Origin of the sequence: Neisseria yangbaofengii (genome assembly GCF_014898075.1) — a bacterium.
GTDB lineage: Bacteria > Pseudomonadota > Gammaproteobacteria > Burkholderiales > Neisseriaceae > Neisseria > Neisseria yangbaofengii.
On record NZ_CP062976.1, the window covers coordinates 1,139,272 to 1,163,216 of the forward strand.

Genomic DNA, 23,945 nt, shown 5'->3' on the forward strand with positions numbered 1-23,945 from the left:
TCATTAAATTTAAAATGTAATTTGTTTATATTAAAATGAAAAATAATTTTCAGACGGCATAGCATATTGTTTATTATAAAAGGCCGTCTGAATCAGTTTTCCGGGTTGGGAGGAAATATTTAACCTTAGGCCGTCCGAAAGCAAAGTTTTTTCAGACGGCCTTGTTGCCTTGGCTGGCTTTAAATTCAGGTACAATGCCCGATATTGATGAAAAGAAACATTATTTAAGCCGGATTATGATGACCCAAGCTGTGAAACCTTCCCGCTGGCTGCCGCTGTTGATGGCCATTGCCATTTTTATGCAGATGCTGGATGCCACCATTTTAAATACCGCTTTGCCCAAAATTGCCGGGGATTTGCACGAATCGCCGCTGAATATGCAAATGGCGGTGATTGTTTATACTTTAACCGTGGCGTTGCTGATTCCTTTAAGCGGCTATTTGGTTGACCGATTGGGTACGAAAAAGGTGTTTTTAGCTTCAATTTCTATCTTTATGCTGGGTTCGCTATTGTGTGCTGCCGCGTCAAACCTGCCGATGTTGGTGCTGGCCAGGGCGGTGCAGGGGATTGGCGGCTCGATGTTAGTGCCGGTGCCGCGTTTGACGATTTTGCGCGTGTATGAAAAATCGCAGTTACTCAATGCGTTTAACTATGCGGTGATGCCCGCTTTAATCGGGCCGGTGTTGGGGCCGTTGGTTGGCGGCTATTTGGTGGAATATGCATCTTGGCATTGGATTTTTTTGCTGAATCTGCCGATTGGCTTGGTAGGTTTGATTGTCGGCCGGAAAATTATGCCTGATGTCAAAGGTGGGAAAACGGCGTTGGATTTGAGTGGTTTCTTGATGTTTGCCGCAGCGGCGTGTGCGCTGACTTTGTCGGTAGAGATCGTGTCTCATGCCAATGCCGCACCGTTTTCATTGCTGCTGGCGGCAAGTAGCGTGGTGTTGATGTGGCTGTATTACCGCCATGCGAAGACGGCACCCAATCCGATTTATGCCGGCCATTTGTTTAAAGTGCGCACTTTCCGCCTGGGCCTGATGGGTAATTTGCTCAGTCGGTTAGGAATTAGCTCGGTGCCGTTTTTGCTGCCTTTATTGTTTCAGGTGGCTTTTGGTTACGGCGCAAGCCTGTCGGGGTGGTTGGTAGCGCCGATTGCGCTGGCTTCGTTGCTGGTAAAACCGGCCATTAAGCCGATTATGGCGCGCTTCGGTTATCGTAATGTGTTGATTTGGAACACGCGTATTCTGGGCGTGCTGATTATGCTGTTGGCGATACCGGACGCAGAGACACCGATGGCGGTGTGGGTAGTTTTATTGTTGTTGATGGGTGCCTTCAATTCCATTCAATTTTCATCAATGAACACGCTTACGCTGGCGGATTTGCGCGGCTATCAAACCGGCAGCGGCAACAGCCTGATGGCGGTGAATCAGCAATTGGCCATTGCTTTGGGTATTGCCTTGGGTGCACTGATGCTCCGGTTTTGGCGTGACAGCAGCTTTGCTCAGGCGGATTTGCATATTGCGTTCCAACTGACCTTTATCGGCGTTGGCTTGATTACTTTGCTTTCCGGTCTGATTTTTAGCCGTCTACATGTTTCAGACGGCCAAAATCTTACAAACTAGCAATAAAAATCAGGTAAAATGCGCGAAGTAACAATTTAAATTCATTTTTTCAGACGGCATGTAATAAATAAACCTGCAACGGTGTATTGTATTTCTATAAGGCCGTCTGAAAACCATCACATCAATGAAGACAACATATTTAACACTTATGTTATCAGCGTTTCTTGCCGGCTGCGCCGCTTTGCCACCTTTAGACCGGCGGACGGAAAGCCAGTATATTGAAGTGGATTCCGCACCGCGCTTGGAAGCGATTTTAAAACCATCGCAACAAGGCGAGATTGACGATGATCCGGAGACTTCGGGCATCTATTTGTTAAATGATGCGCATGAAGCCTTTGTTGCGCGTGCAGCTTTGATTGAATCGGCCGATGTTAGCTTGGATTTGCAATATTATATTTGGCACAATGATATTTCGGGCCGTTTACTGTTTAATTTGTTGCATCGTGCCGCAGAGCGCGGCGTACGCGTGCGCCTGCTTTTGGATGATAATAACACTAACGGTTTGGACAATGTTCTGCTCGCGCTCGACAGCCACCCGAATATCGAAATCCGCCTGTTTAATCCGTTTGTGTCACGCAAATGGCGGGCGTTAGGCTATCTCACTGATTTCCCGCGCCTTAACCGCCGCATGCACAATAAATCATTGACTGCCGACAACCGAGCCACCATTCTCGGCGGGCGCAACATCGGCGATGAATATTTCCAAGTCGGCAAAGACACTGTGTTTGCTGATTTGGATATCTTGGCCACAGGGCCGGTGGTGACCGATGTATCCAAAGATTTCGACCGCTATTGGGCGAGCAATTCCTCCTACAACGCCACCAGCGTGATTAAGAAAGGCAGTATCGAAAAAGGCTACGAAGAGCTGGAATACGATCGTTCAGACCGCAACGAAGTTTTGACCAGATACCGTAAAGAAGTTGAAGACTCAGGTTTGTTTAAATCCATGCAGGAAAACAACATCGAATGGTTTAACGTACATACCCGCCTGATTAGCGACGATCCCGCCAAAGGCTTGAACCGCGACCGCTCCAAGCAGCCGATTAGCCAGCGCTTATTTGAAGCGCTGCAAAAGCCGCAAGAGAGCATGTATCTGGTGTCACCGTATTTTGTGCCGACCAAAAGCGGCACCGAAGCTTTGTCGCAAATGGCCAAAGAAGGCATTGACGTGAACGTGTTGACCAATTCGTTGCAGGCGACCGATGTGGCGGCGGTGCATTCGGGCTATGTGAAATACCGCAAGCCCTTGCTCAAAGCCGGTGTGCACCTTTACGAATTGCAGCCCAACCACGCCGTGCCGAAAACCAAAGACCGCGGCTTGACCGGCAGTTCGGCCACCAGTTTGCATGCCAAAACCTTTATCGTTGATGCCAAGCGGGTGTTTATCGGATCGTTCAATCTTGATCCGCGTTCGGCGCGTCTGAATACCGAAATGGGCGTGGTTATCGAAAGCCCGGAAGTGGCCGGCATGATGCAGCGCAGCTTGGTGGAAACCACGCCGAAATACGCTTATAAAGTGACCATGAACAAATTCCACAAGCTGCATTGGTACAATCCCGAAGACGGCAAAACCTACGGCAAAGAGCCGGAAGCAGGTTTTTGGAAACGCGTAACTGCGCGTATTTTGTCGTTTCTGCCGATTGAAAGTTTGCTGTAAGGCCGTCTGAAAAGCGAAAGGAAAAGCGATGAAACTGATTTGGAAAGTTTTGTTTTTAGCTGCAAGCGTAACACTGTTGGCTTCGTGCGGCACCACCGCCAAAAAGCCGAAAAAAACGGTAAAAACCGCCAAACAGGCATCGGTGCGCAAAATCCAGCCCGTACGCATCAGTCATATCGACCGCACCCACGGTTCGCAAGAAATCATGATTCAAAGCATGGGCTTGGTCGGTACGCCTTACAAATGGGGCGGCAGCAGCACCTCCACCGGCTTTGATTGTAGCGGTATGATTCAATATATTTATAAAAATGCACTTGGTGTGAATCTGCCACGCACCGCCCGCGACATGGCTGCTGCCTCACGTAGAATTCCGGACAGCCAATTGAAGCCGGGCGATTTGGTGTTTTTCAACACCAGTAAGCGTACCAAATATTCGCATGTCGGCATTTACATCGGCAACGGCGAGTTTATCCATGCACCAAGCAGCGGCAAAACCATTCAGACCGAAAAACTGGCCAAGCCGTTTTACGCCAAAAATTACTTGGGTGCGCATACGTTTTTTACCAATTAATGCCGTCTGAAAGCAGGCCATATCATTAAGGCCGTCTGAAATTTTTCAGACGGCCTCAATCCAATTAAAACAAGGAAACATCATGCACACAGAAGCCGTGCTAACCGTATTGAAAAAACTGCAAAACCATATCTGCGCCGCATTGGAAGCCGAAGACGGCGGTGCGGTGTTCATGCGCGACGAATGGACGGGCAAACTCGGCAAAGGTGAATCGCGCGTGTTGAAAAACGGCGCAGTATTCGAGCAGGCGGGGGTGAATTTTTCCCATGTCAAAGGCGATAAAATGCCGGTTTCCGCCACCGCCCACCGCCCCGAATTGGCGGGGGCTGCGTTTGAAGCGATGGGCGTGTCGCTGGTGATTCACCCGAAAAACCCTTACGTGCCGACCAGCCATGCCAACGTTCGCTTCTTTATCGCTTATCCCGAAAACGCCGAGCCTGTGTGGTGGTTCGGCGGCGGTTTCGATTTAACGCCGTTTTATCCGTTTGACGAAGACATTGCCCATTGGCACCGTGTGGCAGAAAATCTGTGCCGTCCGTTTGGCGGGGAAGTCTATCCCGAATACAAAAAATGGTGCGACGAATATTTCTATCTCAAACACCGTGGCGAAACCCGTGGTGTGGGCGGCCTGTTTTTCGATGATTTAAACCGTTGGGATTTCGATACTTGCCTGAACTTTATCAAAGCAGTGGGCGAAGGTTATCTTGATGCTTATGTGCCGATTGTCGCCAAACGCAAACACACCGCCTATGGCGGGCGGGAACGGGATTTCCAGCTTTACCGCCGCGGCCGTTATGTGGAATTCAATCTGGTGTGGGACAGAGGTACGCTTTTCGGCCTGCAAAGCGGCGGGCGTACCGAAAGCATTTTGATGTCGATGCCGCCGCTGGTGCGTTTTGAATATCAATACCAGCCCGAAGCCGGCAGTGCCGAAGCGAGGTTGAACGATTATCTGAAGCCGAGGGACTGGCTGGCGGAATTTGTTTGCAAATAAAAAGAGAAGCAAACACCGTTTATGCAAACGCTGCGCAAATAGCGTTTCTTAATTGCCGTTAATTGGTATAAAATAAGCGGTTTAAAGGATAACAGGCCGTCTGAAAACCGGATAAGCGGTTTTCAGACGGCTTCAAATAGAAAATAAAATATTTCAAAAGATAAGGAAGCCCATCATGCCGGACTACCGTTCCAAAACTTCCACCCACGGCCGCAATATGGCGGGTGCACGTGCGCTGTGGCGTGCGACAGGCGTGGCCGATGCCGATTTCGGCAAACCGATTATCGCCATTGCCAACTCGTTTACCCAGTTCGTACCGGGTCATGTTCATTTGCACAATATGGGCCAGCTTGTCGCCCGGGAAATTGAAAAAGCCGGTGCGATTGCCAAAGAATTCAACACCATCGCTGTGGACGACGGCATCGCCATGGGTCATAGCGGCATGTTGTACAGCCTGCCGAGCCGTGATTTGATTGCTGATTCCATCGAATATATGGTGAATGCCCACTGCGCCGATGCGCTGGTGTGTATTTCCAACTGCGACAAAATCACTCCCGGTATGCTGATTGCCGCTATGCGTTTGAACATTCCGGCTATTTTCGTTTCCGGCGGCCCGATGGAAGCGGGTAAAGTCATCGGTGCGATTAATATTGCCGACGAACGCCGTTTGGACTTGATTGACGCAATGGTTGAAGCCGCCGACGACAATGTTTCCGATGCGGCGATTGCCGAAGTCGAACAAAACGCCTGCCCGACCTGCGGCTCGTGTTCGGGCATGTTTACCGCCAATTCGATGAACTGTCTGACCGAAGCCTTGGGTCTGTCGCTGCCGGGCAACGGCTCATATTTGGCGACCCATGCCGGCCGCAAAGATTTGTTCCTTGAAGCAGGCCGTCTGATTGTCGAAATTACCAAACGTTATTACGAACAAAACGACGAAAGCGTGCTGCCGCGCAGCATTGCCACCAAAAAAGCCTTTGAAAACGCCATGACCATGGACATCGCCATGGGCGGCTCGACCAATACCATTCTGCATTTGCTGGCGGTTGCCAACGAAGCCGGTGTCGATTTTAAAATGGCCGACATCGACCGCCTGAGCCGCATTGTGCCGTGTATCTGCAAAACTGCGCCGAACAACCACGATTACTATATGGAAGACGTGCATCGTGCCGGCGGCATTTTCGCCATTCTGAAAGAATTGGAAAAAGCGGGCAAACTGCATACCGATGTGTACACCATTCACGCCCCGACCTTGGGTGAAGCCATCAAACGCTGGGACGTAACCAATCCGGACAACACCGAAGCTGTCGAACGCTTCAAAGCTGCGCCGGGCGGCGTACGCACCACGCAGGCATTTTCGCAAAACCGCATGTGGAAAACGCTCGACCTCGACCGTGAAAAGGGCTGTATCCGCAGCGTAGAGCACGCCTATTCGCAAGACGGCGGCTTGGCTGTTCTGTTCGGCAACATCGCCGAACGGGGCTGCGTGGTCAAAACCGCCGGCGTGGACGACAGTATTTTGAAATTCACCGGCAAAGCCAGAGTGTTTGAAAGCCAAGATGCTGCGGTAGAAGGCATTTTGGCCAACACCATCGAGCCGGGCGACATCGTGATTATCCGTTACGAAGGCCCGAAAGGCGGCCCGGGTATGCAGGAAATGCTGTATCCGACTTCCTACCTCAAATCCAAAGGCTTGGGCAAAGCCTGCGCCCTGCTCACCGACGGCCGTTTCTCCGGCGGCACCTCGGGCCTGAGTATCGGCCATGCCTCGCCGGAAGCCGCAGAGGGCGGCGCAATCGGCTTGGTTGAAGAAGGCGACATCATCGACATCGACATCCCGAACCGCAGCATCAACCTGCGCATTTCCGATGAAGCCCTTGCTGAACGCCGCCGCAATATGGAAGCCCTCGGCAACCGTGCGTGGAAACCGAAAAACCGGGACCGCTACGTTTCCCCTGCGCTGCGTGCCTATGGTGCGATGGCGACTTCCGCCGACAAAGGCGCAGTACGCGACGTATCGCAAATCGAGCGTTAAACCGATACCGCAGGCCGTCTGAAAAATAATGTTTCAGACGGTCTCACGAAAGAATGTAATGAATAAATTCATTATCGCCATGATTGCCTTGGCCGTCATCTTATTGATTTTGATGAGCGTTGGTTTTGCGGCGACCGAATATTTGAAGAGACATCCCGATACATTCCAAGTGCAGCCGAAAAAGTGAATTGATTTAGCAGCAAGGCCGTCTGAAAAAATCGAGTTTTCAGACGGCCTTGGTTTTATGTTTGGTAGAATGCATGTATTCAAACAATTATGCTTAATGGCTTAATCAAAGCCGTCTGAAACGCAACCATGAAATCCCTCATTCTTTGGCTCAGCCTGTTTGCCGCTGTTTTCGCTTTTTTCCAATATCAGCAACCGCCCAAAATTGCATCGGAACAATTGATGCAGGCGAGTGCGCCGCAGGATCGTTCGGCGGTGGCTGGTTTGGACGGCTTGGGCTATTTGAACTTTTTGCGCAAAACAGGCGGGTTTGCAGCCCTTGGCGCATTCGGTAATTTTGGAGCAACCTGCCCGCAATCATGCGCTGTATTTGACCGAGAATCCCGAAGACGGCCATGATGAGCACAACCGCACCAGCCGTTATTTTACCGGCAATAAGCCGTCTGAACGGGCAAAGCGCGTGGGTTATATCTATGACGGCGTACATGAAAATGTCAGCACCAGCAGCCGTTTTCAAGATACGGACAGGACGGCTGAATTTGCCGTACATCAGCAGCTTGACGGCTTGATGACGGCGATTTATCACCGTTTTTTTTTGTTGGAACAAAGTATTAATGGAGCCGGAGTGGGCTTATGAAAGCTGGCGAAATCATGGTAAATCAAGGACATAAAGGATTCAACTGATTGTGCGGTTTAGGCTGTCTGAAGGTCGAGCCGAACCGTCATTATTACAAGCAATCGTGTCACAACGGTGGGGGGGGTGTATACCGATGAAGTGCAAAACCGTCGCGGGCTTTTGCACACGGTTTACCCGATGGGGCAGTTTGCTATGCCTGATTTTCAAGGCGAGCGGCCGGATCCGATGCCGGGGTATGAGTTTACCGGCAATCCGGTGAGTATTGCTTTTACCGAGCAAGCAGGGCACTTAGAAATGCGCTCGTTTAAATTGTATCAAGGCGAGAAGGAAATCACCCGTAAACGTGTGTTGAGACCGGACACAACGACCCGAACCGGCAATTCAGTGAGCAGCAATTTGCGCTGTTTCCCGTTCGGCCTTTGGAATACTACACGCTGCATCGGGCGGTGTTTGAATTTGAGTGCAAGGGTAAGCCGGAGCGTGCCGAATGGACATCCCGCACTAAAAAGCCGGATTATCCGTATTTTATTGTCAAAGGCGGTGAGGAGTTATCGCTGCAATCGGGCAGGAAATATTTATTTATTGGCACAATCATTGGTGTTTGAAAACCTGTCCTCAATTGGCGTATCAGCAGCGCGGCGGGGTGAAATTGGAAGTATTGAAGCGGCAAATCGGCGGTATTGGTACGCGTTACAGGCGTGGCGGGCGGTGATGTGCGGCTGATGTTTGGAGGAGAGAGGGAAAAAGCGTTGACGCTTTATCTTGCTTCCTAAATCAATTAGGCCGTCTGAAAGGCATTCAGACGGCCTAATTGGATGCCTAATGTCGCGCTTTCGGGAAACACCGGCTCCATGCTGTTGCCGTCTGCCGGCACGCAAACTACGTCAGCCGGATTAATGCCGTTCCGGCGCAAGTTGGCCTTAGAGAAGCGCAGCTTGTAGCCGTTGTAATCGGCGATGCCATCTGAAAAACCGTTGCTTGCTGATAGGTGGATTTCTTTATAGAATGGTACTTTCATGTCGTCTTTCCCTAGTGGTGTCAGGTTGTCCCAATTGTTGGCAAACCGTTTAAGGATTATCGAAATTTAACCGGAAAGCTGTTAAAATACCGCTTTTATCATATCGGCAGCCATGATGACGAATCCGGAAATTTAAGCCAACACGCGTTATGCATTTGTGTGTATTGAGTTGATAGTGTTGACGTTTTTGGTGTTTGCCGTGTTAATGGCCGCGCCTTTGGGCTTGAGCATGAACCATCAAATTATTGTCATGTGCGTTTCCTTGTATGCGCTGGTGATGTTTATTGCTTTGGGCGGCATTTTTTCCGTCAGAGTGGCGATGCTGTGCAAAAACAGTACGAAAGTGATCAAATGAGCGAACACCAAATCCCCGAAGAAATCCGCCTGCAAAACGACCGCGTAGCCCTGACTTTGGTTTACAATGGAGAACACAAAAGCCTGCCGGCCGAATTTTTGCGCGTGTATTCGCCCAGCGCCGAAGTGCGCGGTCATGCGCCGGGGCAGGAAGTTTTACAGACCGGCAAAGCCGATGTCACCATTACGGGCTTGGAGCCGGTCGGTCAGTATGCGCTGAAAATCACTTTTTCAGACGGCCACGACAGCGGTTTATACGATTGGCCGTATTTACACCGATTGGCCTACCAATATGACGAAATGTGGGCCGATTACTTACGCCGCATCGAACTGGCCGGTGCATCACGCATTCCGACTGCCGAAGATTTGGTGGCGCAAGCCAAAGCCGGCGATTCGTGTGGCGGCGGCAGTTGCGGTTGCAGCCGTTAAGCAGACACAACCTATTCCATTGAAGAAAGCAGATTATGAGCGACCACAAAACCCACTTCGGTTTTTCAACCGTCGATGAAAATGAAAAAGCCGGCAAAGTAGCCGAAGTGTTCCACTCGGTAGCGAAAAACTATGACATCATGAATGACGTGATGTCGGGAGGTTTGCACCGTGTGTGGAAGCATTTCACCATCAACACTGCGCGTTTGAAAAAAGGCGATAAAGTATTGGACATCGCAGGCGGTACAGGCGATTTATCGCGCGGCTGGGCAAAACGAGTGGGTAAAGAAGGCGAAGTGTGGCTGACCGACATTAATTCATCGATGCTCACCGTCGGTCGCGACCGCCTGCTCAACGAAGGCTTGATTTTGCCGGTATCGCTGGCCGATGCGGAAAAATTGCCGTTTCCGGATAACTATTTCAATCTGGTTTCGGTGGCTTTCGGTTTGCGCAACATGACGCACAAAGATGTAGCATTGAAAGAAATGTACCGCGTATTGAAACCGGGCGGCACGCTGTTGGTATTGGAATTTTCCAAGGTTTACAAGCCGTTATCGGGCGCATACGATTTGTATTCGTTCAAATTGCTGCCGGTGATGGGCAAGCTGATTGCCAAAGATGCCGACAGCTACCAATACTTAGCCGAATCTATCCGCATGCATCCTGATCAAGAAACGCTGAAACAAATGATGCTGGAAGCCGGTTTCGACAGCGTGGATTACCACAACATGAGCGCGGGCATTGTGGCTTTGCATAAAGGCGTGAAGTTTTAATTTTGGATTGGTGTGAGCCAATCAACAAAGGCCGTCTGAAATTTCAGACGGCCTTTGTTAATCTTGATTTTATTCTTTTGGTTCAACGGTAAAAAATAATTGTTCTACCGTCAAAACATTACCATCGGCATCGGTTAATGCCGCATCAGTGGCTGAAAATTTAATCACAGCTAAGTTTAGGCTGCCGTTGTCAGTAAGGGCGGTATTGATGATTTGGCCGGCTTCTTCGCCGCCAACTTGTACCGCAATACCCGCCGCTTCCAATGAGTTGCCGCTCAATACGGCCAAACCGCGTTTTACTTGGCCGCGATATTGGGCGCGGGCGATAATTTCCTGACCTGGATAGCAGCCTTTGCGGAAGTGAACGCCGCCGATGATGTGTTGGTTGAGCATTTGCGCTACGGCGGTTTCTTTGGTAGAGGCGGAAATCCAAGCGTAGCCGCTTCGGATTTCGTGAAGATTCCAAGCATTTCCTGCGGCAGTGTCGTGTGCAGGCAATTGTTCTGCCAAACCGACTTTCAGACGGCCTGTGTGCGGCAGGTTGATACACCAAACACCGTTTTGGTTTTCTGCGGCAAAAGCCAAGCAGGGTTCATTGGCAATTACGGCTTTGGCATCATCAGCCAATTCTCCGGCTACGGCAAAATCGTTCAACGGCTCGAGCACCACTTTGGCACGCAATACATACATGCGCAATTTTTTGACGATGGTTTCAATCAAATCCTGTGCCATCAGCAGCAGAAAATCCCCGCCGCGGTTGAGTACAACCATATTGGCCAACACGCGGCCTTTGGCTGTGTTGTAGGTGGCGTAACAGGCTTGGCCGGCAGGGAGGTTTTGAATGTCGTTTGACAATTGGTTGTGTAGAAAATCGGCTCGGTCGTCACCGCTGACACGGACAACGCCGAAGAAAGGCAGGAGGGTTTGCATGGTGGGGATTCCTTGGTAACGGTCGGAAATAGGGTACGCAATGGCAAGGATATGGGGGCGTTATCATCAAAATAAAGACCAAAGCCCTAAGACCTTCTGAATATCTGCTGACATTTTCAGACGGTCTTGAATCATTTATTTTATTTGAACCGCTGAAACTTTGATTTCGACTTTCCATTCGGGATTGGCGAGTTTGGCTTCCACGCAGGCACGGGCGGGAGAATGTTGCGGATCGACCCATGCGTCCCAAGCTTCATTCATGGCGGCGTAGTCGGCGAGGTCGGGCAGGAAGATGGTGGCTTCGAGAATATGGTGTTTGTCCGAACCGCATTGCGCCAGCCAGTGATCGATTTGCGCCAAGACGTTTTCGGTTTGGGCTTTGACGTTGCCACCGGTGTTTTCAGGCACCATGCCGGAGAGAAAAACGAAACCATTGGCGACGGTGGCTTCGGAAAGACGGGGCGTTTGGCCGAAATATTGGACAGTCATGCTGTTGCTCCTCAAAAGTGTGAATGATTTTTAAACCAAAAGTGCGGTATATGGTAACATTTGCGCTTTGCATTGTCTTTGCTTTTATGGTGGCATATATGCGTTTTCAGACGGCATGCCGTCTGAAAATCGAAGAATTTAATGGAAAGGAAACAATGAGTAAGCAGGATTATCCGGTAACCGCCGCCGTGCGGGTGTGGCGCAGTGCCAAAATCGAATTCCGCCCGTATGTTTATCCTTATGAGGAACACGGCGGCACGGCGCAGTTTGCAGCTCTGTTTGATACAGACGAACATTGTGTGATTAAAACCATTGTTTTGCAAAATGAAAACAAGCAGGGGCTGATTGTATTGATGCACGGCGACAAGCAGATTTCCACCCGCAATCTTGCCCGTGAATTGGGCATGAAACACATCGAACCGGCCGACCCGAAACAGGCAAACAAGTGGACGGGTTATTTGGTCGGCGGCACAACGCCGTTTGGCTGCAAAACGGCATTGCCGGTTTATGTCGAGCAATCGATTTGGGATTTGCCCGAAATCTATATCAACGGCGGCAAGCGGGGCTTTATTGCCGCCATTTCGCCCGAGGGCTTGAAGGTGTTGAATCCGCAAACGGTAAATGTGGCGGTATAAGATTTTGAAATAAAAAGTTTTTCAATAAAAGGGAACAAAATGATTTATCTTTTGGCCAGTATCTTGTGCAGCGTCAGCGTGTCGGTTTTGCTAAAAATCGCCCGCAAACAGAAAATCAATATCGAGCAGGCGGTGGCGGTGAATTATATTGTGGCGGTGGCGCTGACCATGTGGGTTTTGCAGCCTGATCTGCATCAGCCGCAGCAGTTTTTGCCGACGTGGTGGATTTTTGCCGCCTTGGGTGTGTTGCTGCCGAGCGTGTTTATCATTATGGGCAAAGCGGTGGAAAGCGTCGGTATTGTCAAGTCGGATGCGGCACAACGGTTGTCGCTGTTTTTACCGATTGTCGCGTCGTTTGCCATTTTCGGCGAACAATTAACCGAAGGCCGTCTGATTGGTATTGCGCTGGCGTTCGTGGCACTGTTTTGTTTGCTGTGGAAAGCCGACGGCAGTAAAAAATCAGGCAGCATCACCACACAAATCAGTTTGCTGATGGGTGTTTGGGCGGGCTACGGCGTGATTGATATTTTGTTCAAGCAAGTGGCCAAAAGCGGCACGGCGTTTGCCGGAAATTTATTGGTGGCATTTTGCTTGGCGGCGATTTTGATGTTTGGCTACCTTTTCTCCAAAGGCACGAAATGGACTAAAGAAGGCATCATCGGCGGTATATTGCTCGGCGGCTTAAACTTCTTAAACATCATCACCTACATTAGTGCGCATCAAGCCATGAGCGATAATCCGACGCTGGTTTTTGCGGGTATGAATATGGGCGTGATTGTGTTGGGTACCTTGGTCGGCACGTGGGCATTCAAGGAAAAAATCAGCAGCATCAACGCCGCCGGTATCAGCGTGGCCTTGGTGGCGGTTGCGTGTTTGTTTTATTGGGAACAGATTCTCGGGTTTGTTAGCATGTAGCCTTAGAAATTATTTGCATTCATTATCTAAAGGCCCTTACTTTCGATTTTCAAGTGCAACATCTGTTAACAGAGGAGTGCGCTTTTTTGGTCTTTGCCGATGATGGTGTCGGCTTCCCAGTCGCCGATGCGCGTTCTGTTGTTGACGGTTTCGGGACGGTGTTCGATACCGACGCGGTCGGGAACTTTGCCTCTGGTCCATGTTTTGCTGCCGTATTTTTTACGATAGGGTTTGCTGCATATTCTGAGGTGTCGCCATAATGTGCCGCCGTTGTTTCTGTTTTGGTACAGGTAGCGGTAAATGGTGCTGTGGTGAAGCTTGATTTGGTGGTGTTTTTCGAGGTATCCGCATATTTGCTGCGGGCTGAGTTTTTGACGGACAAGGGTGTTGATCTGTCCGATGAGTTGTCTGGTCATTTTGTATGGACCGCGCTTTTTCTGTTTGCGTTGGCGGCTTTGCTGTTGTGCTGAGGCGGCGCGATAGTCTTGGTTTTGGCTATGGCGTTTGATTTCGCGGCTGATGGTGCTTTTGTGGCGACCGGGCGTTTGTGCGGTTTGTGTGATGGTTTGCCGGCGGTAATAATGCCGGATGTGGTATCGTTCGTCTTGGGTCGGTTGTGTGTAGCGCATTGCAATCTTTCTTGTCAGGAAAGGCAGTATGCTACCGCATACTGACCTTTTCTGTTTTGCAATGTTTGATAGGCGAATCCGCTGCCGTCTGAAACTTATTCATGCCTGTCATCACAACATTCAGCAAAAATCAGTACCGTCTATTTACTTTGGGGAATGGCTTGTCGTGTGGCGGCACTAAAATCCCGTTCCATTAAGCCGTTCAGACAGCATTCTTTACACTTTGAAAGCTTTGTTATATAGTTTGCAGTGATATGTTATTTCAAGGCCGTCTGAAAAACAGATTGTCGATTTTTAGTTTAAAAAACAGCGACCACGCTCAAGATCCAAACCAAAGGAGAAAGCAAATGATTAATGCAGAAGAACGCATCCGCCACGAAGGCTTGCGCAACAAAATTATGTCTGCCGAACAAGCAGCCGAATTTGTGCAAAACGGTATGAATGTTGCCATCACCGGCTTTACCGGCGCAGGCTATCCGAAACTTCTGCCGACTGCCATTGCTGAAAAAGCCAACGCCGAGCACGCTGCCGGCCGCCCATTCAGCATCGGCATGATTACCGGTGCATCAACCGCACCTGAGTGTGACGGCGTATTGGCCGCTGCCAATGCCGTGCATTTCCGCAACCCTTTTCAATCAGACCCATCACTGCGCAACAGCATCAACGCCGGTAACATTGCTTACCAAGACATGCACTTGTCGCACGTTGAACAGCAAATGCGCCAAGGTTTTTATGGCGATTTTGACTTGGCCATTATCGAAGTTTCCGGCATTACCAAAGACGGCAAATTGATTCCGGCTATGGGTATCGGTCACGGTAACGAAGCCCTGAAAGCGGCAAAAAAAGTCATTATCGAAGTGAACTTCACTCAAAATGCCAAATTAGAAGGCATGCACGACGTGGTGTTCGACATCGGCGTACCACCGCACCGCAAACCAATTGCCATTACCGGCCCATTCGACCGCATAGGTTCACCATATTTGGAATGCCCGGAAGAAAAAATCGTTGCCATCGTATTGAGCAACTCAGGTGACCGAAACAGTAAATTTGCCGATCCTGACGAAAATTCAAAAGCCATTGCTGCGCAAATCATTGATTTCTTCAGCCACGAAGTAAAAGTAGGGCGCTTGCCGAAAAACCTGTTGCCATTGCAGTCAGGCGTGGGCAACGTGGCCAATGCCGTAATGGCAGGCTTGTTGGATGCACCGTTTGACGATTTGACTGGCTACACCGAAGTATTGCAAGACGGTATGTTGGACTTGATTTTGGCCGGTAAAATGCAGCACGCATCGGCCACGGCTCTGTCATTCAGTCCGGATGCATTGCAACGCTTTAACGACAACATCGATTTCCTGCGCGATAAATTGATTCTGCGCCCGATGGAATACACCAATAATCCGGAAGTTATCCGACGCTTAGGTGTGATCGGTATGAATGCCATGATTGAAGCTGATATTTACGGCAACGTAAACTCTACCCACGTGATGGGCACGAAAATGATGAACGGTATTGGCGGCTCAGGCGACTTCACCCGCAATGCCTTCTTCTCATTCTTCGTATCGCCATCTGTGGCGAAAGATGGCGCGATTTCGTGTATCGTACCGATGGTTTCACACCACGACCACACCGAACATGACGTAATGTTTATCGTAACCGAGCAAGGTATGGCCGATTTGCGCGGCAAATCGCCACGCCAACGCGCTCAATTGATTATCAACAACTGTGCGCACCCGGATTACCGCGATATGTTGCGTGACTACTATGACCGCGCCGAAAAAGCAGGTGGCCTGCATACACCACACCTGTTGATGGAAGCCTTGTCATGGCACCAACGTTTTGTTGAAACTGGTGATATGCGTATCAAATAAGATAAAGTAAATCTTCATTTAAAAAAGCAGCTTGGTATTTGAACTGGACCCATAAAGTCAGACAGCTAATTTTATGGGTTCAGTCCATTGAAGCTGTCTTTTTATTATGTAATATTACTGTCGCGCATATTCACATCCTGCTTGGCACGAACCTCTACTTCCTTCCACTCGTGCTGCTGCCGACCGCTTCATCATGTTGGCGGCGGCATTGGTCGATCGAGGTCTTTTTAGAAGCAATGTCGCGCGATTTGCCGTAAATCGATTCGTCCAAATTCAGCGTTTGACGGACTTCGCCGATAAGTGGCATTGCGGCCGGCTAGGGCAGTGGCTTCTCATCGCTGGTAATGCTGCCCTGACGAATGCCCAGATCACAGTCGGTGGCAATCACGGTATCACTTTTATTCATCTAAAATGTAAGAAAACCTAGCGTTGTTTACAGTATTTGAAAGACAATACCGCCATGAACATTCACAAAAACACCCGACTGACACGCACCAACGTCAAGTCGTTTGGCGCGCCTATACACAGGATAAAATCACCGTTACCTCACCCGAAGGCTACACGGTTGCAACTGACCACACCGCAAAACAGCACCAACAACCGTTTCAAACAGGCCAAGTACGGTATGAAAGTTTGGCTAAAGCTGAGAAAGTCATCAACGAAAAGCTCAAAAACAGACTAAAACAGACTAATCCTATCTCGGTGAAATGGTGCATTTCGACACCAAACAGCTACCTTTATTACAGAACCAAAAAGCAACCAACCCGAAGGATTACCTGTTTGCTGCCATTGACGACTATTCCCGCGAACTATATACGACCGTTTTGTCTGACCGTACAGCCGCTAGTGCAGTCAAGTTCCTTTTGTATTGATTGACTGTTGCCTATATACCATTACGCCTTTCGAGGTTTTACGGGCTTATTTTTCTCAACCTGTTGTGTAAACAACGCGGCTGTTTATTACACTAAATTTTGCCTACCGTCAATTCTTGTATTCATTATCCATCGCTTTATCCAGCCGGTATTTTGCACTATCGACTGCTTGGGCAATTTGTTCTAGTTCATCAAGTGTCGGCTTCAAAAGCTTCGCTTCATCTGATTGAGTGGTTTTTCCAGCCTTTTTCTGGCTCTTTACTTGATCAGCAAGATTTCCGTCTGCTAAATAAAACATTCATGTTCATAAATGATGTAGCCATTTATTTTCATCGACTCGTCAGGCATCTTAATCCTTTGCTATGTTAATCTCCGGCCAGTTGACTATAGCAGGTATAGCGGGAAGCAGAATCGGGACGAATCAATTCAGGGAAATTTTGCATGGATAGATCCAAAAAGTTCAGACAGCCGTGAACAACACAGGGGCATTGTTACATTTTTCTTTATCGGTCACGTCTTTTTTAAACAATACTTGCCCGCCTTCTAATACGGAGAAACGGAGCTTGCTCCGCTTCTCTAAATCCCAATGCTTTATCACTGACTCCAGAATGGTTGTTTGGTTTTTGCAGGTCATTGTATAGCAAATAAACCTATTCTTCGATACAATTCCACCATGGCCTATTCAGAAGACTTCAAACAACCCGTACTCAAAAAACTCCGTCAAGGATGGACGGTTCGCAGAGCCGCAAAAGAATTCGGCATCGCCATCTCCACCATCACGCTTTGGAAACGCCCTCCGGCTCCTCAAGCCCCTCCAAAGCAACGGAAAGCCCGCAAAATCAGCGCACAAGCACTGCTCGAAGATGTTGAGCGTTATCCCGATGCCTATTGCTATGAAAGAGCACAACGCTTTGGCTGTTCCCATACCGCCATACACAAAGCATTAAAGCGATACAACATCAGCTACAAAAAAAGACCAACCGCCACCCGAAAGCCAACAGAGGGCTCAGAAAAAACTTCCTGAAGTTACTGCACCGCTACATCCGCCGTAACCGTCCGGTTGTTTATTTAGACGAGAGCGGATTCAGAACATCCTGTTACCGGCCTTACGCTTATGCGCCAAAAAGCCGGCGTTGTTATGCGCTTCATGATTGGCAGGGACATCATCAGACCGATGCCGTCGGAGCGTTATTTCACGGCAAACTGTTTGCCGTCGGGTTGTTTGATTGCAGTATTGACCGCCGGATATTTGACGCTTGGGTGGAGCGGATTTTGATTCCGGAGCTGCCGCAAAACAGTGTGGTGGTGATGGATAATGCGACGTTTCATAAGGGGAGTGCTTTAGCACTTCTGAAGGAGAAAGGCCATACCGTGTTATGGCTTCCGCCCTATAGCCCTGATCTGAATCAGATAGAGAAAAAGTGGGCTTGGATTAAGGGTGCAAGAGCTAAGATTTTATGCCCCTCTTTTTCTGAAATCTCTGCTAAAACAGACATCCGATGAAAGCGGGCATTATCCATCACGATAACAGATTGTTCAGTTAATTCAGGCAGCAATACGCCTTCAAACCATGCTTCAAATAAACGGCTATCCATCGTGCCTGAATAAATCATGGGTGCAATTAGATTACTTTGGTCTTTGATTTGAGCTGCAACCGGTGATGTGCGCCGGTATCGTTTACCACTGATTTGCGCTTTAACTGGAAGCCCTTTTGGTGAATAGGCATAAGGACGGTAGTAAAAAGTATCAAATCCTGTTTCATCAAGGAAAACAACTTGATAATCAGCATATTGATTTAATGCTTGTTGATAAGCGGCTACCTGTTCTGGTTTTTGTTCTTTGTAGCTCGTGGTCTTTTTTTACGCGTCATACCCAATACTTTGAACAAATAACAAATATTAGCCGGCGTACACCCAAAATGAGCTGCAATTTCATGCTGGTATGCATCAGGGTGTTCTTTAACATATTCTATGAGCAGTTTTTTATTGACTTTGGTTGCATTGCCACCTTTGACTTGATGTTCAAATGAACCAGTTTGCTCATAGCGTTTTCTCCAACTTCGAAATGTTTTTGGGTCAATTTGGTATGCTTTGCAAACTTCGCTGGCATTTTTGCATGCCTGATAGTATTGGTATGCTTTTTCTCGTAGTTCTATTGAGTATGACATTTTGGACTCTAAATATTCAGTGTTGATTTGGGAATTCTTATTTTAATATACTATAACTTGCAAAAAAAGCAGAATCAGAAGATTCTGCTTTTTGATGAAGGGCTATTTCTGCCCTGGTTCTTTTTGATAATGCGGGGAGCGTGGGCCATGGAGGATGCCGTTGTGCTTCATCGGAGAGAGCAACTGAACTCCGGCTGCCTGAGCCATATCATAGCCTTTGTCGCCTAATGTGCCGACTACTTGGTCAATAATGGCACCAAGAAGGGCGGCTAGGATACCATTGTTGTTTTTTTGTCCGGCATCAGAAGCTACGGCAGAACCACTCCAAAGCTCTTTGCCAGTACGCGCATCGACCAGTTTAGCCTCAGCACTTACAGTGGTCACGCTTTGTATAATTTGGTATTTAGTACCGTATTCTTTCACGGTTACATACAGTACAGCATCATTACCAAAGATTTCACGCAGTTTGTCCAGCTTGACATCGTGGATGTCGGCCGCATTGGTGAGGCCGTTTTGCTTGAAGGCTTCAGCAGCAACAGCAACCGGGAAGACATAATAACCTGCTTCGGAGAGTGGAAAGGTTGTAGCGGTCAGCATGCCCCAAGTGGCTTTAACGTCAGGCGATTCATTCAAAGGCGGCAAAACCAAAATAGATTTGGGATTGCTTTCTTTAAAAGCCGTATAGTCGTAAGGCTGTGGCTGGTGGTACGTTTGGCAGGCGGACAAAGCTAAGGTCGCGGCTAAAGGCAGTAAACACTTCATCATCTTCATTGTTTTCCTCCTGAGGCCTTACTCTTCAACAGAAAATCCATAAAAACCGCCGATTCGGGGAACAGCTGTTTTTCTGTTTCAAATTGTGCCTTGGCTGCATCCGGTTGTCCGGCATCAATCAGCAAAAGACCCATATGGGCATGGGCTCCCGGGGCGGCAGGTAGCTGCTTACGGTTGGCTTCATTAAAATACTGCTCCATCTTGTCGATTTGCTTACCTGCCGAACTGTCGTCGTTTTTCAGACGTTCGTAAACTGTTGAGCTGTAGTCTTTCCAGTAATACATCGACTTAGGCGCAGAGCCACAGGCTGCCAGTAAAAGTGCGGCAGCCAGAGGCAGTCCATATAATGACATCCCTTTTTTCATACGGCCTCCTTAACGGTTAGGCTGCCAAGCGCCATTGTCGATGGCTTGTACCAGGTTGTTTACGGCTTCGCGTACGGCCAAATCCAATACTTTGCCGTTCAAAGTTGCGTCGTAGCCTGAGGTACCGCCAAAACCGATGACCTCTCGGTTGGAAAGTGAATATTCACCGGCACCTTGAGTAGAATAAACAACCTCCGAAGTTCGGACATTAACGATATTCAAGGCAACTTTGGCATAGGCAATCTGTGATTTACCGCGCCCTAAAATACCGAACAATTGGTGGTCGCCCACATCTTTACGGCCGAACTCGGTTACATCGCCGGTGACAACATAGTTTGCACCTTTCAGATTTTGTGCCTTACCCGAGATGCCGGCTTCTTGTTTCAAGGCGCTCAGGTTGGTGCGGTTCAGCACATTGAAACGGTTGGTTTGCTGCAGATGAGTGGCCAAAATAGTCTTGGCTTGACTGCCTAAGCGGTCTTCGCCGTCGGAGAATACACCTTTTTGGAAGCTTGAACGGTTATCGAAGCTGCCGATGGATATCGGGGTACGTACGCCATTGTATTGTGTATTGTATGAAACAACTTTAGCTACTTCCAGACTGCGTGAAGATTCTGTCGCACAGCCGGCAAGTAAACCGAGTGCAATACCGCAGGCCAGAGTAGTTTTGATGATAGTCATAAATCGTTCTCCATATGAATGATTGGTTAAACGTCGCAAGTCAGTATATTGCATGGCTTTGTTAAGAAATGCAAGGTCTGATTAATGTGTGCCTTGCTTGGGCTTCCGTTGTCAAAACGGATACTTATTTATTATCGAAAGTTATGGAGGCAGCTGGAGCAGTTCGCTGAAATGGACAAACAGAAGCTGCCGACCGGTGCGCCCCTGCAGAAAGCATCTGTACAGCTGGACTCCGGCTCCGGCTAAGTCATGTACGCAATGAATTTATTATTTCGTCCAGTCAGTCGTATTTAATTCACAGATCTTACCGAATGCCTGATCATTCGTTACCAAAGCAGCCTGTTCAAAATGGGCATGAGCCGCAAACATCATATCGAAAGTGGACAGGCTTTTTCCATGCTTTTCTACAGAAGCTTTAAATTTGCCGTATGATTCGGATACCGATTGGTCGAATGGAAGGATATCGACGTATTTTAAAAACTCTTTTACAGCCTTATGCAATTTTACTGCCTCAGGTTTTTTAGCCAAACCGTAATGAATCTCTGCATGAGTGATGCTGGAAATGCACAATGATGAAATAGGGACTTTTTTCAGGTTTTCCATAAAGGCAGGGTGCAATTTGAGCGCATGATTAGTCGCATTGGTATCAAGCATATAACGTTTCATTCCTGCCAGCCTTCAAAAATATCCCGTTCTTGTGGATCTGCTTCTGTATCGCGCTCAATCAAATCATTATTTTGGGCTGCTGCCAAGATAAAGCCGTCCCAATTTTGCGGGCGCGAAGACAAAACGACATCACCGTCTTCGTTTCTACGGATAATATACTTCTGGAAATATCACTATCAAAGTTTGAAGTATGCTTGAGCTTATTATCAAAACTTTCAGTTTTTTTAATAATTTCATCGATTTTACGGACACCCGCAGCTCCAACAATTGCAGCCGATATAGCTTGCGGAATCAGCATCTCTTCCACAGCCGATCGTTCAGCCCGTTCAGGACTCATGCCTGATACGGTTTTTTGATCAATTTTGTCTTTTTCAATCCATGCGTCAGGGAAACGGGCCAAGAAACCGTCTTGATAGCCTGACCAGTTGATTGCCGCCGCCTGTCCGAATCTTCCGCCCAATAACGAGTTTTCACCGGACATCACCGGAGCAAACTCTTTAATCAGCAATTCCCTTTGCTTTCCATCTTTGATTTCATCTGCCAAATAGGTAAAGAAACGTTCTCTTTCTTTTTGGAACGCTTGAACCACAGCATTTTGGCAGGCTTTGTTAGGACACTGGGCATAGGCATGATTAGAATCTTCTACCGTATGAAAATTACCTTTTTGGATAATTCGGTCATATAAAACCTTGCTTTGAGGGTTCAGACGGGTACGGGCGGTACGGGAAAGGATAGAGTTATTCCCCACCGCATTGCCCGCATTCAAACTGCCTTGCACCGCATTCGCAGTACTGTTCCCAACCGCCGCCCCCGTAGCCGTTCCCAACAGGTTTGTAATCGCCGTTACGGTTTCTTTCTGCTCCGCAGTCAGTTTGCTGCCGTCTTTCTCACCGTAGAGATAGTTGCCGATTAGCGGTGCGGCAGCTTCGGCACTGCCGGCACTGATGGCGCCGGCCAGGGCGTTGTTGCCTCCCGCCGCTGCGGTGGCCGCACCCAATACCGTATGGGCTAGGATGTGGGCGGTTTCCTGTTTACCGGTAAGTTTGCCGTCTGAATTCTGTTGCGCCAGTTCTTTGAAGTGTTGTCCGATTTGATAGGATACGGCCGGACTTGCCGCTGCGGCGGCAATGCCTAATGCGCTGTCGGTCGGTGCGCTCAAACCTGTGGCCACGGCAGCTAGGGCTACGCCGCCTTTTTGCCAGTTGTCGGCCTTTTGATGGTGCTCGTTGGCGGTTTTTACGGCTTCGCGGTAAGCATTCAAATCGCCGTTTTGCAGGGCTGTGGCGGCTTTCTGTTCCGTTTCTTTGGCAAGTACTTTGCAGTTTGAACAGTATAAGGGGACTTGGATATTTCCCTTTATAATAAATACCGTCTGAAAAATTTGATAACTTTTCAGACGGCTTTGGCTTATAGGCCATAGAACGTGTGCATACTGGGGCACACATCCTGCCTATGGATTTTAAGTTTCATGCGGCTACGCTTGCTATATATTGTCATTGAAAATATAGTCAATTATATAAAGTAAAGAAGTTATAATAACTCCTCCTGCTATACTAACTAAAAAAGGATAAAATAATCTAAGGAATATTAATTCTGATTCTGGATCTATAATAATATTTGATAATATCAATAAAAATATAAAAAAACCTAATATTATCCCCTTAGCTACGGCATTAATATATTTTTTTTCTGAAAAATTATATTTACTAAAGAAAAAACTCAAAATTGCTTCTAATATTAAATTCATTTTTCTACTCCTTTATGACTTTTCTCTTCAATTTGTTTGAATGTTGTCGAATATAGTTTATTTAAAGTAAATTCATTTACAAAGATAACCGAAGATGTTGGGTTATTTTTTAGGAACGTTTTAATACTACCGCTGTTTTTAACTACATCAAGCATCCCCGTTTGTTTTACTCCCGCCAAACTACCGGCCATATAATTACCTGTGCCAGCAGTTGCAGCAGAAACGCCACCTGCTATTGCTGCTCTTTGGTAATTTATTGAAGAACTACAATTTTCTTTTTGCCCATATAGACAAGTACCATATTGTGTGAGGATATCAACACCCCCTCCAACTAAAGCCCCTTTTCCAGCTGCTTTCAAGATTGCTTTCTTACCAACCTCGTTCAACACAAGGGCTTCTCCCGTACCGGAGAGAGGAATCAGGGCAGAACCGCCCAAGCCTAACACATAAGGTAATCCATTAACGATAATAACGGAATTTTCAAATTTTCTTAATTCTGAAACCAGTTTCATTGCATTTTTATGAGATTCATCTTTTGAATAATATGCAGCAGAGCTAGGAGAAATCACTTGTAATAAATCAAATTCATTATTTCCCACCGCTGTCCGTGCAGCCCGCACACCGGCCACCGCATCTGCCGTTGAGCTGCCGGTTGCACCAACCGCCGCACCGCCCAAATTCAGAATACTCGAAACCGTCTCCTTCTGCTCCGCCGTCAGTTTGCTGCCGTCTTTTTCGCCGTAGAGATAGTTGCCGATTATCGGTGCGGCGGCCTCCGCACTGCCTGCGCTAATCGCTCCTGCTAGCGCATCATTGCCTTCCGCTGCGGATACGGCTGCTCCAAGTATACCGTGTGCAATGATGTACTTCAGGCTGCCTTCTTCTCCGTTGGCTTTGAAGTATTGTCCGATTTCATACGAGGCACCTAAGCCAA

Annotated in this window: 30 protein-coding genes and 3 pseudogenes; 18 read left to right on the forward strand and 15 right to left on the reverse strand. The window is 48.2% G+C overall.

Annotated features, from left to right (window positions below; all coding sequences use genetic code 11):
- Positions 1-194 precede the first annotated feature (194 nt).
- The 9 genes from H4O27_RS05445 (at position 195) to H4O27_RS13015 (ending at position 8,425) form a co-directional block, all read left to right on the forward strand.
- On the forward strand, positions 195-1,622 hold the full coding sequence (locus H4O27_RS05445) for an MFS transporter (RefSeq protein WP_165008165.1): 1,428 nt from the start codon (positions 195-197) through the stop codon (positions 1,620-1,622).
- A 124-nt stretch (positions 1,623-1,746) separates the two neighbouring features.
- Positions 1,747-3,279: a phospholipase D family protein gene (locus tag H4O27_RS05450; RefSeq protein ID WP_165008167.1), complete on the forward strand. Its 1,533-nt coding sequence runs from the start codon at positions 1,747-1,749 to the stop codon at positions 3,277-3,279.
- A gap of 28 nt (positions 3,280-3,307) precedes the next feature.
- On the forward strand, positions 3,308-3,850 hold the full coding sequence (locus tag H4O27_RS05455; protein WP_165008169.1) for a C40 family peptidase: 543 nt from the start codon (positions 3,308-3,310) through the stop codon (positions 3,848-3,850).
- Between the two features lie 82 nt (positions 3,851-3,932).
- Positions 3,933-4,844 carry an oxygen-dependent coproporphyrinogen oxidase gene (gene hemF / locus H4O27_RS05460; RefSeq protein ID WP_165008170.1) on the forward strand — a complete coding sequence of 304 codons (912 nt, stop codon included), beginning with the start codon at positions 3,933-3,935 and terminating at the stop codon, positions 4,842-4,844.
- A gap of 175 nt (positions 4,845-5,019) precedes the next feature.
- On the forward strand, positions 5,020-6,879 hold the full coding sequence (ilvD, locus tag H4O27_RS05465; RefSeq protein ID WP_165008171.1) for a dihydroxy-acid dehydratase: 1,860 nt from the start codon (positions 5,020-5,022) through the stop codon (positions 6,877-6,879).
- A gap of 58 nt (positions 6,880-6,937) precedes the next feature.
- Positions 6,938-7,066 (forward strand): hypothetical protein, encoded by a 129-nt coding sequence (locus tag H4O27_RS13360; RefSeq protein WP_255525195.1) that lies wholly within the window; start codon positions 6,938-6,940, stop codon positions 7,064-7,066.
- Between the two features lie 128 nt (positions 7,067-7,194).
- Positions 7,195-7,464, forward strand: coding sequence for a hypothetical protein (locus H4O27_RS13005; RefSeq protein ID WP_226883564.1), 270 nt, complete (start codon positions 7,195-7,197; stop codon positions 7,462-7,464).
- Complete coding sequence (locus H4O27_RS13010) at positions 7,385-7,702, forward strand: CAP domain-containing protein (RefSeq protein WP_241158672.1); 318 nt, start codon at positions 7,385-7,387, stop codon at positions 7,700-7,702. Before H4O27_RS13005 ends, H4O27_RS13010 begins: the two co-directional genes overlap by 80 nt.
- A gap of 123 nt (positions 7,703-7,825) precedes the next feature.
- Positions 7,826-8,425: a hypothetical protein gene (locus tag H4O27_RS13015; RefSeq protein ID WP_226883447.1), complete on the forward strand. Its 600-nt coding sequence runs from the start codon at positions 7,826-7,828 to the stop codon at positions 8,423-8,425.
- A gap of 55 nt (positions 8,426-8,480) precedes the next feature.
- On the opposite strand, the gene H4O27_RS05475 is transcribed toward H4O27_RS13015, so the two are convergent.
- Entirely contained in the window at positions 8,481-8,720 is a 240-nt protein-coding gene (locus tag H4O27_RS05475; protein WP_226883449.1) for a hypothetical protein, read from the reverse strand.
- A 175-nt stretch (positions 8,721-8,895) separates the two neighbouring features.
- Between H4O27_RS05475 and H4O27_RS05480 the strand changes: the two genes are divergently transcribed.
- From H4O27_RS05480 to ubiE, 3 genes are read left to right on the forward strand one after another with little or no spacing between them, the layout of a single operon-like run.
- Positions 8,896-9,075 (forward strand): cytochrome b6, encoded by a 180-nt coding sequence (locus tag H4O27_RS05480; protein ID WP_226883450.1) that lies wholly within the window; start codon positions 8,896-8,898, stop codon positions 9,073-9,075.
- The gene (locus H4O27_RS05485; protein WP_165008172.1) at positions 9,072-9,503 is read left to right on the forward strand and encodes a gamma-butyrobetaine hydroxylase family protein; all 432 of its coding nucleotides are present in this window, start codon (positions 9,072-9,074) and stop codon (positions 9,501-9,503) included. The genes H4O27_RS05480 and H4O27_RS05485 overlap by 4 nt, the downstream gene beginning before the upstream one ends.
- A 35-nt stretch (positions 9,504-9,538) precedes the next feature.
- On the forward strand, positions 9,539-10,276 hold the full coding sequence (gene ubiE, locus H4O27_RS05490; protein ID WP_165008173.1) for a bifunctional demethylmenaquinone methyltransferase/2-methoxy-6-polyprenyl-1,4-benzoquinol methylase UbiE: 738 nt from the start codon (positions 9,539-9,541) through the stop codon (positions 10,274-10,276).
- Between the two features lie 69 nt (positions 10,277-10,345).
- On the opposite strand, the gene ygfZ is transcribed toward ubiE, so the two are convergent.
- Positions 10,346-11,206, reverse strand: a complete 861-nt coding sequence (gene ygfZ, locus H4O27_RS05495) for a CAF17-like 4Fe-4S cluster assembly/insertion protein YgfZ (RefSeq protein ID WP_165008174.1) — start codon at positions 11,204-11,206, stop codon at positions 10,346-10,348.
- Positions 11,207-11,341: 135 nt separating this feature from the next.
- Positions 11,342-11,695 (reverse strand): RidA family protein, encoded by a 354-nt coding sequence (locus H4O27_RS05500; RefSeq protein WP_165008175.1) that lies wholly within the window; start codon positions 11,693-11,695, stop codon positions 11,342-11,344.
- Between the two features lie 155 nt (positions 11,696-11,850).
- Between H4O27_RS05500 and H4O27_RS05505 the strand changes: the two genes are divergently transcribed.
- Together H4O27_RS05505 and H4O27_RS05510 are read left to right on the forward strand one after the other, a co-directional pair.
- Positions 11,851-12,330 (forward strand): aminoacyl-tRNA deacylase, encoded by a 480-nt coding sequence (locus tag H4O27_RS05505; RefSeq protein WP_165008200.1) that lies wholly within the window; start codon positions 11,851-11,853, stop codon positions 12,328-12,330.
- A 39-nt stretch (positions 12,331-12,369) separates the two neighbouring features.
- The gene (locus H4O27_RS05510; protein ID WP_165008176.1) at positions 12,370-13,245 is read left to right on the forward strand and encodes an EamA family transporter; all 876 of its coding nucleotides are present in this window, start codon (positions 12,370-12,372) and stop codon (positions 13,243-13,245) included.
- 71 nt (positions 13,246-13,316) lie between these two features.
- On the opposite strand, the pseudogene H4O27_RS05515 reads toward H4O27_RS05510, so the two are convergent.
- Positions 13,317-13,874, reverse strand: a pseudogene (locus tag H4O27_RS05515) (IS30 family transposase); the annotation flags it as partial.
- Positions 13,875-14,221: 347 nt separating this feature from the next.
- Between H4O27_RS05515 and scpC the strand changes: the two are divergent.
- A complete protein-coding gene (scpC, locus tag H4O27_RS05520) occupies positions 14,222-15,742 on the forward strand; it encodes a succinyl-CoA:acetate CoA-transferase ScpC (protein WP_165008178.1) in 1,521 nt (506 codons plus the stop codon).
- 154 nt (positions 15,743-15,896) lie between these two features.
- Here scpC and H4O27_RS05525 read toward each other — a convergent pair whose 3' ends face one another.
- Complete coding sequence (locus tag H4O27_RS05525) at positions 15,897-16,049, reverse strand: hypothetical protein (protein ID WP_165008180.1); 153 nt, start codon at positions 16,047-16,049, stop codon at positions 15,897-15,899.
- 153 nt (positions 16,050-16,202) lie between these two features.
- On the opposite strand from H4O27_RS05525, the pseudogene H4O27_RS13450 reads away from it, so the two are divergent.
- Positions 16,203-16,605 (forward strand): annotated as a pseudogene (locus tag H4O27_RS13450) (IS481 family transposase); the annotation flags it as partial.
- 118 nt (positions 16,606-16,723) lie between these two features.
- Here the strand turns inward: H4O27_RS13450 and H4O27_RS05530 are convergent.
- Positions 16,724-16,912 carry a hypothetical protein gene (locus H4O27_RS05530; RefSeq protein WP_165008182.1) on the reverse strand — a complete coding sequence of 63 codons (189 nt, stop codon included), beginning with the start codon at positions 16,910-16,912 and terminating at the stop codon, positions 16,724-16,726.
- A 375-nt stretch (positions 16,913-17,287) separates the two neighbouring features.
- Here H4O27_RS05530 and H4O27_RS05535 point away from each other — a divergent pair, with 375 nt between their 5' ends.
- Together H4O27_RS05535 and H4O27_RS13580 are read left to right on the forward strand one after the other, a co-directional pair.
- On the forward strand, positions 17,288-17,638 hold the full coding sequence (locus tag H4O27_RS05535; RefSeq protein ID WP_165008184.1) for an IS630 transposase-related protein: 351 nt from the start codon (positions 17,288-17,290) through the stop codon (positions 17,636-17,638).
- A complete protein-coding gene (locus tag H4O27_RS13580) occupies positions 17,566-18,117 on the forward strand; it encodes an IS630 family transposase (RefSeq protein ID WP_226883510.1) in 552 nt (183 codons plus the stop codon). The genes H4O27_RS05535 and H4O27_RS13580 overlap by 73 nt, the downstream gene beginning before the upstream one ends.
- Here the strand turns inward: H4O27_RS13580 and H4O27_RS13420 are convergent.
- The 9 genes and pseudogenes from H4O27_RS13420 to H4O27_RS05585 all read right to left on the reverse strand — a co-directional run.
- Positions 18,021-18,380 (reverse strand): annotated as a pseudogene (locus H4O27_RS13420) (transposase); the annotation flags it as partial. The gene H4O27_RS13580 and the pseudogene H4O27_RS13420 sit on opposite strands and share 97 nt — an antisense overlap.
- 50 nt (positions 18,381-18,430) lie before the next feature.
- On the reverse strand, positions 18,431-18,781 hold the full coding sequence (locus H4O27_RS13425; protein WP_165011077.1) for an IS630 transposase-related protein: 351 nt from the start codon (positions 18,779-18,781) through the stop codon (positions 18,431-18,433).
- Between the two features lie 102 nt (positions 18,782-18,883).
- Positions 18,884-19,546, reverse strand: a complete 663-nt coding sequence (locus tag H4O27_RS05555) for a DUF799 domain-containing protein (protein WP_193004351.1) — start codon at positions 19,544-19,546, stop codon at positions 18,884-18,886.
- A 2-nt stretch (positions 19,547-19,548) separates the two neighbouring features.
- Positions 19,549-19,917 (reverse strand): DUF4810 domain-containing protein, encoded by a 369-nt coding sequence (locus H4O27_RS05560; RefSeq protein WP_165011147.1) that lies wholly within the window; start codon positions 19,915-19,917, stop codon positions 19,549-19,551.
- A 9-nt stretch (positions 19,918-19,926) separates the two neighbouring features.
- Positions 19,927-20,598 carry a CsgG/HfaB family protein gene (locus H4O27_RS05565; protein ID WP_193004354.1) on the reverse strand — a complete coding sequence of 224 codons (672 nt, stop codon included), beginning with the start codon at positions 20,596-20,598 and terminating at the stop codon, positions 19,927-19,929.
- A 267-nt stretch (positions 20,599-20,865) separates the two neighbouring features.
- Complete coding sequence (locus H4O27_RS05570; RefSeq protein ID WP_193004356.1) at positions 20,866-21,264, reverse strand: type II toxin-antitoxin system VapC family toxin; 399 nt, start codon at positions 21,262-21,264, stop codon at positions 20,866-20,868.
- 58 nt (positions 21,265-21,322) lie between these two features.
- Positions 21,323-22,525 (reverse strand): VENN motif pre-toxin domain-containing protein, encoded by a 1,203-nt coding sequence (locus H4O27_RS13025; RefSeq protein ID WP_226883452.1) that lies wholly within the window; start codon positions 22,523-22,525, stop codon positions 21,323-21,325.
- 222 nt (positions 22,526-22,747) lie between these two features.
- Positions 22,748-23,011 carry a hypothetical protein gene (locus tag H4O27_RS05580; protein ID WP_165011074.1) on the reverse strand — a complete coding sequence of 88 codons (264 nt, stop codon included), beginning with the start codon at positions 23,009-23,011 and terminating at the stop codon, positions 22,748-22,750.
- Positions 23,008-23,922: a VENN motif pre-toxin domain-containing protein gene (locus tag H4O27_RS05585; protein WP_165011076.1), complete on the reverse strand. Its 915-nt coding sequence runs from the start codon at positions 23,920-23,922 to the stop codon at positions 23,008-23,010. Before H4O27_RS05585 ends, H4O27_RS05580 begins: the two co-directional genes overlap by 4 nt.
- Between the last annotated feature and the right edge of the window lie 23 nt (positions 23,923-23,945).